Origin of the sequence: Streptomyces sp. NPDC048057, from assembly GCF_040653095.1 — a bacterium.
In the GTDB taxonomy this organism is placed as follows: Bacteria; Actinomycetota; Actinomycetes; order Streptomycetales; family Streptomycetaceae; genus Streptomyces.
This window is the reverse complement of the sequence record NZ_JBEZNF010000003.1, coordinates 325,340-336,395: the sequence shown is the minus strand read 5'-3', so window position 1 is coordinate 336,395 and position 11,056 is coordinate 325,340. Positions and strand designations below refer to the sequence as shown.

12 protein-coding genes and 5 tRNA genes are annotated in these 11,056 nt (G+C 74.1%); 7 read left to right on the top strand and 10 right to left on the bottom strand.

What is annotated here, in order from left to right; genetic code table 11:
- Positions 1-127 precede the first annotated feature (127 nt).
- Positions 128-583 carry a hypothetical protein gene (locus AB0E05_RS05310; RefSeq protein WP_361959039.1) on the bottom strand — a complete coding sequence of 152 codons (456 nt, stop codon included), beginning with the start codon at positions 581-583 and terminating at the stop codon, positions 128-130.
- A 199-nt stretch (positions 584-782) separates the two neighbouring features.
- On the opposite strand from AB0E05_RS05310, the gene AB0E05_RS05305 reads away from it, so the two are divergent.
- Positions 783-1,316, top strand: a complete 534-nt coding sequence (locus AB0E05_RS05305; RefSeq protein ID WP_361959036.1) for a DsbA family protein — start codon at positions 783-785, stop codon at positions 1,314-1,316.
- A 48-nt stretch (positions 1,317-1,364) separates the two neighbouring features.
- Here the strand turns inward: AB0E05_RS05305 and AB0E05_RS05300 are convergent, their stop codons facing one another.
- The 3 genes from AB0E05_RS05300 to AB0E05_RS05290 are packed head-to-tail and all read right to left on the bottom strand — an operon-like array spanning position 1,365 to position 4,223.
- Entirely contained in the window at positions 1,365-2,231 is an 867-nt protein-coding gene (locus AB0E05_RS05300) for a GNAT family N-acetyltransferase (RefSeq protein ID WP_361959033.1), read from the bottom strand.
- Between the two features lie 55 nt (positions 2,232-2,286).
- The gene (locus AB0E05_RS05295) at positions 2,287-3,117 is read right to left on the bottom strand and encodes an aminodeoxychorismate lyase (RefSeq protein WP_361959030.1); all 831 of its coding nucleotides are present in this window, start codon (positions 3,115-3,117) and stop codon (positions 2,287-2,289) included.
- Entirely contained in the window at positions 3,114-4,223 is a 1,110-nt protein-coding gene (locus AB0E05_RS05290) for a chorismate-binding protein (protein WP_361959027.1), read from the bottom strand. The genes AB0E05_RS05295 and AB0E05_RS05290 overlap by 4 nt, the downstream gene beginning before the upstream one ends.
- Positions 4,224-4,378: 155 nt before the next feature.
- On the opposite strand from AB0E05_RS05290, the gene AB0E05_RS05285 reads away from it, so the two are divergent.
- The 5 genes from AB0E05_RS05285 (at position 4,379) to AB0E05_RS05265 (ending at position 4,838) form a co-directional block, all read left to right on the top strand.
- Positions 4,379-4,451, top strand: a tRNA-Gly gene (locus AB0E05_RS05285).
- 33 nt (positions 4,452-4,484) lie between these two features.
- Positions 4,485-4,558 (top strand) — tRNA-Cys (locus tag AB0E05_RS05280).
- Between the two features lies 1 nt (position 4,559).
- A tRNA-Val gene (locus AB0E05_RS05275) sits at positions 4,560-4,631 on the top strand.
- A 21-nt stretch (positions 4,632-4,652) separates the two neighbouring features.
- Positions 4,653-4,724: transfer RNA gene (locus AB0E05_RS05270), tRNA-Val, on the top strand.
- Between the two features lie 42 nt (positions 4,725-4,766).
- Positions 4,767-4,838 (top strand) — tRNA-Val (locus AB0E05_RS05265).
- A 61-nt stretch (positions 4,839-4,899) separates the two neighbouring features.
- Here AB0E05_RS05265 and AB0E05_RS05260 read toward each other — a convergent pair.
- The 4 genes from AB0E05_RS05260 to AB0E05_RS05245 form a co-directional block, all read right to left on the bottom strand.
- The gene (locus AB0E05_RS05260; protein WP_361959024.1) at positions 4,900-5,211 is read right to left on the bottom strand and encodes a zf-TFIIB domain-containing protein; all 312 of its coding nucleotides are present in this window, start codon (positions 5,209-5,211) and stop codon (positions 4,900-4,902) included.
- A gap of 77 nt (positions 5,212-5,288) precedes the next feature.
- Complete coding sequence (locus tag AB0E05_RS05255) at positions 5,289-6,254, bottom strand: aminoglycoside phosphotransferase family protein (protein WP_361959021.1); 966 nt, start codon at positions 6,252-6,254, stop codon at positions 5,289-5,291.
- A gap of 253 nt (positions 6,255-6,507) precedes the next feature.
- Entirely contained in the window at positions 6,508-6,711 is a 204-nt protein-coding gene (locus AB0E05_RS05250) for a hypothetical protein (protein ID WP_361959018.1), read from the bottom strand.
- A gap of 260 nt (positions 6,712-6,971) precedes the next feature.
- Complete coding sequence (locus AB0E05_RS05245) at positions 6,972-7,298, bottom strand: hypothetical protein (protein WP_361959015.1); 327 nt, start codon at positions 7,296-7,298, stop codon at positions 6,972-6,974.
- 246 nt (positions 7,299-7,544) lie between these two features.
- Between AB0E05_RS05245 and AB0E05_RS05240 the strand changes: the two genes are divergently transcribed.
- Positions 7,545-8,855: a protein kinase gene (locus AB0E05_RS05240; protein ID WP_361959012.1), complete on the top strand. Its 1,311-nt coding sequence runs from the start codon at positions 7,545-7,547 to the stop codon at positions 8,853-8,855.
- A 16-nt stretch (positions 8,856-8,871) separates the two neighbouring features.
- Here AB0E05_RS05240 and AB0E05_RS05235 read toward each other — a convergent pair whose 3' ends face one another.
- Both AB0E05_RS05235 and cobA read right to left on the bottom strand, forming a co-directional pair.
- The gene (locus tag AB0E05_RS05235; RefSeq protein WP_361959009.1) at positions 8,872-9,690 is read right to left on the bottom strand and encodes an RNA methyltransferase; all 819 of its coding nucleotides are present in this window, start codon (positions 9,688-9,690) and stop codon (positions 8,872-8,874) included.
- 64 nt (positions 9,691-9,754) lie between these two features.
- A complete protein-coding gene (gene cobA, locus AB0E05_RS05230; protein WP_361959006.1) occupies positions 9,755-11,014 on the bottom strand; it encodes a uroporphyrinogen-III C-methyltransferase in 1,260 nt (419 codons plus the stop codon).
- Between the last annotated feature and the right edge of the window lie 42 nt (positions 11,015-11,056).

Genomic DNA, 11,056 nt, shown 5'->3' with positions numbered 1-11,056 from the left:
CCCACGCGTAGCCGTGGGGGAGTACCCCCATCCTCCGCCTTGCGATCCACGGCACCAGACCCCTCCCCCTACGCCCAGAGGGCGTGGGGGGACCCTTATTCACCCAGCCTGATCCATAAGACAGGCCCTAGATGCCGTGCTTCTTCAAGATCGCCTCGATGTCGCTGAAGTCGTCCGCGGCGCCCGCCTTCGGCGCGGACGCCGGCTTGGCGGTGGAGCGGCCGGCGGGGCGCGGGGCAGTACCGAGCGACGGCGCGGACGCGGCCGGAGCCACGGCATCCCTGCCGGCCGCCTTCGCGGCCTTGCGCTCCTTGCGTCCCACGATGCCCTTGCGCCGCTCCACGGCCCGGATGCCCAGGAACATCAGCCATGCGCCGCCCAGCAGCCCGAAGCCCAGCCACGCCGTGGGGCTGAAGGCGGTGTCGACCGCCCAGCCCACGGCACCGGTGAGGACCAGGCCGAGGGGGACCAGGGAGTACGCGGCGATCCTGGCGGCGCTCAGGAAGCGCCTGCGGTACGCGGTGACGGCGGCGATGCCCAGGCCCGCCGCGGACACCGCGGAACAAATGGTCTCGGCAATCATCCGGTTCCTCCTGCTGGGCGGGGCATGCGCGGTTGCGTCCCTTCCATCCTGCACCGACCCGGGCACAACCGGCCACGGTGGGCCCCGGTCTCAGGGAGATCTCCGGGACGCGCTCATCCCCAGGTCCCGGTCCGACACCGCCGCCGTAGAGCCGCGGCCCGATGCCGCGGCACCGCCCCCGAGCTGGGAAACTGGTCGCATGAGCGACCTGACCCCCTCCACCGACCCCGCCGGCTCCCAAGTCCCCGTGGTCCTCGACTTCTGGTGCGAGCTCCAGTGCCCGGACTGTCTGAGCGCCCTCGACGACGTACGGGCGCTGCGGGAGCGCTACGGCGACCGACTCGACGTACGCCTGCGGCACTTCCCGCTGGAGAAGCACCGACACTCCTTCGCCGCGGCCCAGGCCGCCGAGGAGGCCGTGGCTCAGGGCGCGGGGCAGGCGTACCCGGAGGCGGTCCTGGCACGGGTGCGGGACCTGGACCGCAGCGGTGAGCCGGTCCTGCTGGAGGTCGCCCGGGAACTGGGCCTGGACGTCGACGAGTTCGAGACCGCGCTCATCGACGGCCGGCACATCCTCGTCGTCGACGCCGACCACGCGGAGGGCAAGGCGATCGGGGTCACCGGCACCCCCACGTACGTCATCGGCGGGGAGCGGCTGGACGGCGGCAAGAGCCAGGACGGCCTGCGCGCCCGCATCGAGGAGATCGCCGACCGGCTGCTCGCCGGCGCCTGAAGCCGGGCGGCTGACGCCCGGCGCCGCAAGCCCGGTGTTCGAAGCCCGTCACCACAGTTGCTTCGCCCAGCGCACGACGGTCGATTGACAGCCGAGCGAGGTGTACAGGGCCCGCGCCGGTGCGTTGTCCACGTGGACGTACAGCCCGAGCGCGGACGCCCCGGCCGCCCGCGCGACGTGCTCGGCGTGCAGCATCAGGGCGCGTCCGTAGCCCCGGCCGCGGCGGTCGGCCGCGACCTCCACGTCGTACACGTACGCCCCGTCCCGGTCGGGCAGCACCTCGCGCCGGCCGAGCAGCAGGTGCCCGACGACGCCCGTGTCCCCCGCTGCCCCCGCTTCGCCGTCCGCTTCCAGCACGTCCAGCACCAGCCCCGGCTCGGCGAGCAGGGACTCGTGGGCGGCCTCGGAGCGGGCGAGGGCGTCGGCGGGGGCGAAACCATCGTGTTCCGTCAGGATCCGGGCGTGCGACGCGACGGCCACGGGCCGCCACTGGCGGATCTCCGCCTCGGTCATCGGCCGGGCCCGCAGCCCGGGCGCGAGGGCCGGCGGTGCGCCCCCGTCGTCGCTCCTGAGGTCTTTGACCATGCTGCGTCCGCGCTCCGCATAGCCGAGCGCCGCCACCAGCCGGGTCGCCGCCGCTGCGTCCGAGGGCACCCACACCTGGATCCGGTCGCAGCCCCAGCCGCGCAGCACTTCCTCGGCGGCGAGCGCGGCAACGGTCCCCCGGCCCCGCCGCCGGTCGACCTCGTCGACGTGGAGCGAGCGGACGACCCCGGTGCGCGGGCCCGGGGGCGGCTGGGCGGCGATCTCGACGCGACCGACGGAACGGCCGTTGACGCAGATGTCGTAGCGGCGCGACCGGGTGCCGTCCGCCTCGTCGATGAGCGGCGTCACCGGCCGCAGGGTGGTGGTCATCGCAGGAGTCCTACCCCTGCTCCGCCCCTCCGCACGCCCCGCGGCCGCGGCGACGTCAGGGCAGCCGCGGGTCGGGGTCGGCCGCCGCGCGCTCCGCGAAGAGCCGCATGGTCTTGGTGGTCACCGGGCCGGGCGCGCCCGGCAGCGTACGGCCGTCGACGCGGCTGACCGCCTGCACGTCGCGCAGGCTGGAGGTCAGGAAGACCTCCTCGGCCCGCTCCAGCACGTCGAACGGCAGGTCGGTCTCGGTGGCGCCGGCCCAGTGGACCGTCAGGGCCCGGGTGATGCCGGCGAGGCAACCGGAGGAGACCGGCGGGGTGAGCAGTTCGCCGTCGACGACCACGAAGACGTTGGAGCCGGTGCCCTCGCAGAGCTGTCCGACGGTGTTGGCGAACAGCGCCTCGGACGCGCCCTGCTCGGCGGCCCGGGCGAGGGCGACGACGTTCTCGGCGTACGAGGTGGTCTTCAGCCCGGTCAGCGCGCCGCGTTCGTTGCGCACCCAGGGCACGGTGATCGCAGCCGTCGTGTCGGGGCGTTCGGCACTCGCGCCGACGGCGACGACCAGCGTCGGCCCGTCCGTGCCGCGGTCGGAGCCGAGCGGGGAGAGACCGCCGGTGTACGTGATGCGCAGCCGGCCGCGCTCGACGGGGTTGGCCGCCAGGACCTCGGCGCAGGCGCGCCGGACCTCGTCGTGGTCGGGGTCGGGCAGCCCGAGGCCGCGCGCCGAGCGGGTCAGCCGCTCCAGGTGGAGCGTGAGGGCGAAGGCCCGGCCGTGCTCGGCCTTGGCGGTCTCGAAGACGCCGTCGCCGACGGTCAGGCCGTGGTCGAGCACGGACACCCGGGCGTCCTCGGCGTCCCTGAGCCCTCCGTTGACCCACACCTTCATCTGACTGGTCCTTCCACGCTGATCGCCGTACCGGGCCGGGGTCGGCCCCCGTGCGGGGTCCCGCTGCCCCGGTCCGACGCTATCGCGAGCAGCCGGGAAGCCTTCAGTTCGGTCTCGTCCCACTCGCGCTCGGGGTCGGATCCCCAGGTGATCCCGGCCCCGGTGCCGAACCGCAGCACGGGGGCGCCGCCGGTCCGGTTGATCCAGAAGGTGCGTATGCCGACGGCCAGCTCGCCGCGGCCCCGGTCGGCGTCGACCCAGCCGATGCCGCCGCAGTACGGGCCCCTCGGCGCGGTCTCCAGCGCGTCGATGATCCGCAGCGCGCTGGACTTGGGGGCGCCGGTGACCGAGCCGGGCGGGAAGGTGGCGTCGAGGAGGTGGCGCCAGCCGGCTCGGGGGCGCAGTTCGCCGCGTACGGTCGACACCAGGTGGACGAGGCCGGGGTGGGGCTCGACGGCGCACAGCTCGGGCACGGTCACGGAGCCCGTGGCGCAGACGCGGCCCAGGTCGTTGCGGACCAGGTCGACGATCATGACGTTCTCGGCGTGGTCCTTCTCCAGCAGGTCCGCCGCCGTGCGCCCGGTGCCCTTGATCGGTCCCGACTCGACCGTGCCGCCGGTGCGGCGCAGGAACAGCTCGGGGGAAGCGGTGGCGATCTCCACGCCGTGCTCGGGCAGGCGAATCGTTCCGGCGAAGGGTGCCGGGTTGCCGCGCGCCAGCAGCGCCGTCAGTTCGTCGACGTCGGCCGGCGCCTCCAGGGGCCCGGGGTCCGGCAGCGGCGCCGACAGCACCCGGCACAGGTTCGCCTGGTACACCTCGCCGGCCGCGATGTGCTCGCGGATGCGGCGCACGCCGGCGACGTACGCGTCCCGATCCAGCGAGGACGTCCAGTCCTCGGGGGCGGGGCCGCGCCAGCGTCCCGGCACGGGCGCGGGCACCGGCGCGGTGCGCACCTCCTGGAAGCGGGCGCAGGTCAGGCCGCCCTCGAAGTCCGCGGCGACGGCCCAGAAGCCCTGCGAGTCGAGGGCTTCGGGGTCGCTCGTGACGTCCCGGAGGCCGGTGGCGATCAGGTGCCCGAAGCGGGCGAGGGGAGGGAGGTGGTGCACGCTGTCGAGTCTATGACCGGCGGGAACGGGGTCCGCCGGGCGGCTGCGGCCCGAACACAGGTCAGCACGCTGCGGAAACGCGTTTTTGTGCTGGCCCGGGAATCCGCTAGAGTTCAACACGTCGCCGGGACGCGCAAGCGCCCCGGAATCGACAGGCGGACGTGGCTCAGTTGGTAGAGCATCACCTTGCCAAGGTGAGGGTCGCGAGTTCGAATCTCGTCGTCCGCTCGACGTGGGGATCTTCCCGACCCCCGCACTCCGGGTGGAGTGGCCGAGAGGCGAGGCAACGGCCTGCAAAGCCGTCTACACGGGTTCAAATCCCGTCTCCACCTCCAAGGACGATTAGCTCAGCGGGAGAGCGCTTCCCTGACACGGAAGAGGTCACTGGTTCAATCCCAGTATCGTCCACTGGATCCTGATGGATTCCCCGCGCGATTAGCTCAGCGGGAGAGCGCTTCCCTGACACGGAAGAGGTCACTGGTTCAATCCCAGTATCGCGCACGCATCCTGCACTGCCCCGCGGTTCGGCCGCGGTCGGTTCCCGCGCGATTAGCTCAGCGGGAGAGCGCTTCCCTGACACGGAAGAGGTCACTGGTTCAATCCCAGTATCGCGCACTGACGAAGACCCCCGGTCGCCTCGGCGGCCGGGGGTCTTCTCGTGCTCAGCCGCGGTGGGTCAGGAGGAGAAGAGCATCCGGCCGAAGCCGCGCTGGTGGCGACCGTGGTGGCCGTGCGAGCCGTGGTGACCGTGGGAGCCGTGGTGCGGGGCGCCCCAGGCGGGGGCCGGCGCTGCCGGTGCGGCCTGGCCCGGGTAGGCGGCGGGCGGGGCGGGCGGCGGGGCCGGCTGGGACCACTGGGCCTCCAGCCGGGTCAGGGCCTCCAACTCGCCGTAGTCGAGGAATATCCCCCGGCAGCCGCTGCACTGCTCGATCTGGACACCGTTGCGGTTGTACGTGTGCATCACCGCATGGCACTTGGGACACTGCATCGTCGGGCTCAGCTCCTCGCCGTCGTTCCTTCGTCACCGGAAGGCGCCCAGGCCGGGCGCTAGGTGACGGCAGAAGCCTACGACGTCCCGGCGGATTCCAACTCGGGCGGGAGAGCGGCGATTCGGGCGCAGGCGTCGATCACCGCCGTGTCGACGTCGTCCGGTTCGCGCCGTTGGTCGACCGCCTTCGCCAGCGCCAGGGCGGCGGTCTGCACGGTGAGGGCGCGGGCGGGCACGTCGAGCGCGACCCAGGGGTCCGCCGCGTCGACCGCGGGGCCGCCGGCCGCGAGATAGGCGCCGATGAACCGCTGCCACACCTCGGGGGCGAGCAGCCCGGCGGCGAACCAGGCCGCGGGACGGGCCAGGTCCCAGGCCCGGTCGCCGACGCCGAGGTCGTCGACGTCGATCAGCAGCCAGGGGCCGTCCGGCTCGGGGTGGCGCACGAGTTGGCCCAGGTGCAGATCGCCGTGGCAGAGCCCGCCGGGGCCGGGCGCGGGCTCCTCGTCCCTGGCCCAGGCGGGCAGCCGTGCCCAGGCCCGTTCGACGGCGACGGCGCCCGGGTGGCGCACGGTCCGCCGCATCCGGGCGACGGCGCGGGCCGCCTTCGCGGGGCCGCGCATGGCGGGCAGCGGTCCGGGGAGGTCGCCGGGGGCGGCCGAGTGCAGCCGGGCGAGCAGGGCGGCGGTCTCCTCCCAGGGCGCGGAGAGCGGGTCCTCGGGGTCGACGGGGGTGCCGTACGGCCAGACGCTGACGGGCCGCTCCCCCACGGGTCGTACGTCGGCGGGCAGCGGGAGCGGGGCGAGCAGGACCCGGTCGAGCCGGGGATGGGCGGCGACGGCGAGCCGGGCCCGGTGCGCCACCGGGTCGGTGCGTACGTCGTGGGCCTTGGCCACCGCGCGTCCGTGGCGCACGACGACGCCGTCGTCCCGCCGTGCGAGCAGTTGGGGGCCGCCGGTGCAGCCGCGGCAAGGGGCGGGCGGGTCCGACGCGTGGGCCGCACGCTGTGCGGCCTCGGCCAGTGCGTCGACGACGGCAGTGGTCACGGTCTCCCCCGGGGTGCTGCGCCGTCGCGCGGGACGGCGCGGCTGTGCGTGCGAGGGTACGCGCCGGGCTCGGGGGCGATGGCGACGAGGCCCGGACCAACACGGGCGGCAACAGGAAAGAAGGGGGACAACGCGAAGGCCGGTCAGCTCCCCAGCTGACCGGCCACCGCTGCCGTCCGCCGCACCCCCGTCCCCACGGGGTTATGGCCGGATGTCCCCGGCCCGGACCGCTCTTCCGGGCCCGGGGCGCCGCTCAGCGCCCCAGCATCACGCCCACGGACGACGCTTGTGTCACTACTGCTTCCCAGCCTCCGAAGACGTAGAGCAGCAGTGCCGCCAGGGGAAGGGCCATGGCCGTCGCCACCAGGGGGTGGCGCTGGCCGGGGCGGCGGCGGAACGCAGCGGAAACCCTGCGCTCCTGCGTGCGGATCATGGTCCGCGTTGCCGTGTCCGCCATGGGTCCTCTCCTGTCGTGAGATGGCAGCGGCGGGCGTCTGACCTCGGGGGACGAGTGCTGCACCCGCCGCTTGACCTCAACTTTAGGTTTCCGGACGGGGGCGGACGTCATGCCCGCGTATCGATTGCCGGGCCTCCGAGAGGATGATCCGGGTGTCTTCGGCGTACTCCCCTGGGTGGAGACGGAGGTCCGGGACCCCGGGGTTTCCCGGAAGGGTCGCTCCGTCCGGTCCGGGTGGCTCGCTGCGCTCACGGGGACCCTCACGGGGTCCCACCACGGCCTTGGGGCTCCTTCTGCGGCTGCGTCCCCCTCGTATCCCTCGGCTCCCTTGCTCCCTTCGACTCCGGCGCCTCCCTCGACGGGTCGACCTCGTCCCGCGGGACGGGCTGCTCCACCAGGGCCAGCACCCGGGTGGCCATGAAACGGGCGGTGCGCACCACGGCGCCGGTGCGGGTGACTTCGCTCACTTCCACCACCCCCCGGCGGACCGCGGTCTCCACACGACGGCCTGCCCGGCTTGCCACGACTTCGTACGTACGCGTGCTGTCGCCCGCGTCCACCACTATCTCGACGCGATCACCTTTCACTGAGCCAATCCCCCTTCGGCGACGGTTCGTTGAGATCCCGCGCGGGCCGGGGGCCTTCGCACCCGGCTCCCCTGACCACTCTTCAAGTCTCCCACCGGGCACTGACAATCGATCTGGCCGCGAGGGCGCGGCCTCTGAGCGCACCGGGGCGGGGGTCCGTAAGCTGTGCCACGTCAACACGGACGATCGGAGACCGGCCGGTCGGCGAACGGGGTGGGGCTCCCCACCATGGCAAGGGGACGGACCATGGCGATGATGCGGCTCCGGCGCGAGGACCCGCGTGTCGTCGGGTCGTTCCGTATCCACCGGCGGCTGGGCGCGGGCGGGATGGGCGTCGTCTATCTCGGCTCGGACCGGCGGGGGCAGCGCGTCGCGCTGAAGGTGATCCGGCCGGACCTCGCGGAGGACCGGGAGTTCCTGGCGCGCTTCGCCCGCGAGGTGTCGGCCGCCCGGCGCATCCGCGGCGGGTGCACGGCCCGGCTGGTGGCGGCGGACCTGGAGGCCGAGCGGCCGTGGTTCGCCACGCAGTACGTCCCCGGCCCCTCGCTGCACGACAAGGTGAACGAGGAGGGCGTGCTGCCGGCCGCCGAGGTCGCCGCGATCGGCGCCGCGCTCTCCGAGGGACTGGTCGCGGTGCACGAGGCCGGTGTGGTGCACCGGGACCTGAAGCCGTCGAACATCCTGCTCTCCCCCAAGGGCCCCCGGATCATCGACTTCGGCATCGCGTGGGCGACGGGCGCGAGCACCCTCACCCACGTGGGCACCGCCGTGGGCTCCCCCGGTTTCCTCGCGCCCGAGCAGGTCCGGGGCGTGGCGGTGACGCCGGCGACGGACGTCTTCTCGCTCGGTGCGACGCTGGTGTACGCGGCGACCGGCGACTCCCCGTTCGGGCTCGGCGGCTCCGAGGTGATGCTGTACCGGGTCGTCCACGAGGAGCCGCACCTGCACGGCGTACCGGACGCGCTGGCCCCGCTGCTGCGGGCCTGTCTGGCGAAGGACCCGGAGGAGCGCCCGAGCACGCTCCAGCTCTCGATGCGGCTCAAAGAGATCGCGGCCCGGGAGGCGCAGGGGCCTTCGGAGGCGCGGGGTCCGCTGCTGCGGGAGCGCTCCGACGCGGACCGTCCCACGTCGCGGTACGCGGAGCGGCCGGACCAGCTCCAGCGCACGGAGCGGATGGAGCGGCCCGAGCGCGGACGGGGCGAGCGGCGCACGGCGGGCGGTTCGGGCCCGCGTCCGCAACAGCCGCCCCGCACGGGCGGTTCGCGCACGGGCGACCCCAGAACGGGTGGTGCGCGCACGGGTCCGTCCCGTACGGGTTCGTCGCAGGTCGGTTCGGCGCGGGCCGGCGATCCGTCCCGCGGCTCCGAGCGCCCCCGCCCCTCGCGCGGCGGCGCCCCGTCCCGGAACACCGGGCGGCAGGGGCAGCGCCCCGGGGCCCGTGGCACGTCGACCGGTCGGCGCCCCGCCAATCCGAAGCTGCTACGTCAGCGGATCATCGTCTTCTTCGTCGTCACGCTGATCGTGGCGCTGGGCATCGCGGCGGCCCAGCAGTTGTAGGGCCGCCGCCGCGGGCTCAGGCTCCGGGGCGCCCGGTGGCCACGGCGTAGAAGGCGACCGCGGCGGCGGCCCCCACGTTGAGCGAGTCCACCCCGTGCGCCATGGGGATGCGGACCCATTCGTCGGCGGCGACCAGTGCCTGCGTGGACAGCCCGTCGCCTTCGGCGCCCAGCATCAGGGCGACCCGGTCGAGGCGGTGCGGCGCGGCCTCGTCGATGGCGGTGGCCTTCTCGTCGGGGGTGAGCGCCAGCAGCGTGAACCCTGCTTCCCGTACCGTCTCAAGCCCCCGCGGCCAGGCGTCGAGCCGGGCGTACGGCACGGAGAAGACGGCGCCCATGGAGACCTTCACCGAGCGGCGGTACAGCGGGTCCGCACAGTCCGGGGAGAGCAGGACGGCGTCCATGCCGAGGGCCGCGGCGCTGCGGAAGATCGCGCCGATGTTGGTGTGGTCGTTCACGGATTCCATGACGACGACCTTGCGGGTGGCCGTGAGCAGGTCGGCGGCGCTCGGCAGCGGCTTGCGCTGCATGGAGGCGAGCGCGCCGCGGTGGACGTGGTAGCCGGTGACGCGTTCGGCGAGTTCGGGGCTGACCGCGTACACCGGTGCCGGGATCTCGTCGATGACGTCCTTCATCACGTCGACCCACTTGGCCGAAAGCAGCATGGAGCGCATCTCGTAACCGGCGTCCTTGGCGCGTCGGATGACCTTCTCGCCCTCGGCGATGAACAGCCCCTCGGCCGGCTCCCGTCGGCGGCGCAGCTCCACGTCGGTCAGACCGGTGTAGTCGCTCAGCCGGGGGTCGTCGGGGTCCTCGACGGTGATGAGTTCAGCCACGGGGGTGATACTGCCTTCTCCGGGGTGTGGTGCCAACGCCTGGGCAGAGGTCGGTTACTGGTGGTTACGCCGACAGCGGGCGGCCGACGGGGACGACCTCGCCGATGACGATGACCGCCGGGGGGCGTACGTCCTGGGCGACGACTTCGTCCGCGACCGTGGCGAGCGTGGCGTCCACCCGGCGCTGGGCGGCGGTGGTGCCCTCCTGGACCAGTGCCACGGGCGTGGCGCCGTCGCGGCCGTGTTCCACCAGCGTACGGGCGATCGCGCCGATCTTGTCGACGCCCATCAGCACGACGAGGGTGCCGCGGAGCCGGGCGAGCGCGGCCCAGTCGACCAGGGAGCGCGGGTCGTCGGGGGCGACGTGCCCGCTGACGACGGTGAACTCGTGGGCGACGCCGCGGTGGGTGACGGGGATGCCGACCGCGCCGGGGACGCTGATGGAGCTGGAGATGCCGGGGACGACGGTGCAGGCGATGCCGGCTTCGGCGAGGGCTTCGACCTCCTCCATGCCGCGGCCGAAGACGAAGGGGTCGCCGCCCTTGAGCCGTACGACGGCCTTGCCGGCCCTGGCGTGCTCGATCAGGGCCTGGTTGATGGCCTCCTGCGCCATGAAGCGGCCGTACGGGATCTTCGCGGCGTCGATCACCTCGACGTGCGGCGGGAGTTCGTCGAGGAGGTCGCGGGGGCCGAGGCGGTCGGCGATGACGACGTCCGCCTCGGCGAGCAGCCGCCGGCCCTTGACGGTGATCAGGTCGGGGTCGCCGGGGCCGCCGCCGACGAGGGCGACGGCGGCGGCCCCAGCGGCCCGGGTGCGCTCGTGGCGCGCGGCGATGGTGCCGTCCCGCAGCCCCTCGACGAGGGCGTCCCGGACGGCCGCGGTGCGCCGGGGGTCCCGGTCGTGCACGTCGGTGGTGAGGACGGCGACGGTCACGCCGGCGCTGCGGCCGGTGGCGGGGGTCCACGCGGTGGCGGCTTCGGCGTCGTCGGAGCGCACGCACCAGATGCGGTGGCGCTCGGCCTCGGCGGAGGCCCGGTCGTTGGCCGCCGGGTCGGAGGTGGCGACGAGGACGTACCAGGCATCGGCGAGGTCGCCGTCCTCGTAGCGCCGTCGCTCCCAGCGGATCTCACCGGAGGTCACCATCGCCTCGACGGAGGGGGTCGCCGACGGGGAGACGAGCAGGACGTCGGCGCCGGCGGCGACGAGCGCGGGCAGCCTGCGCTGGGCGACCTGGCCGCCGCCCACCACCACGACCCGTCGGCCCGAGAGCCGCAGTCCCACGGGGTAGGCCGGATGGGGGTGCGCGGAGGCTTGCTCGGGCATGTGGGTGCGACTCCTCGGGCGGTACGGGTGGCTGGCGCCGGG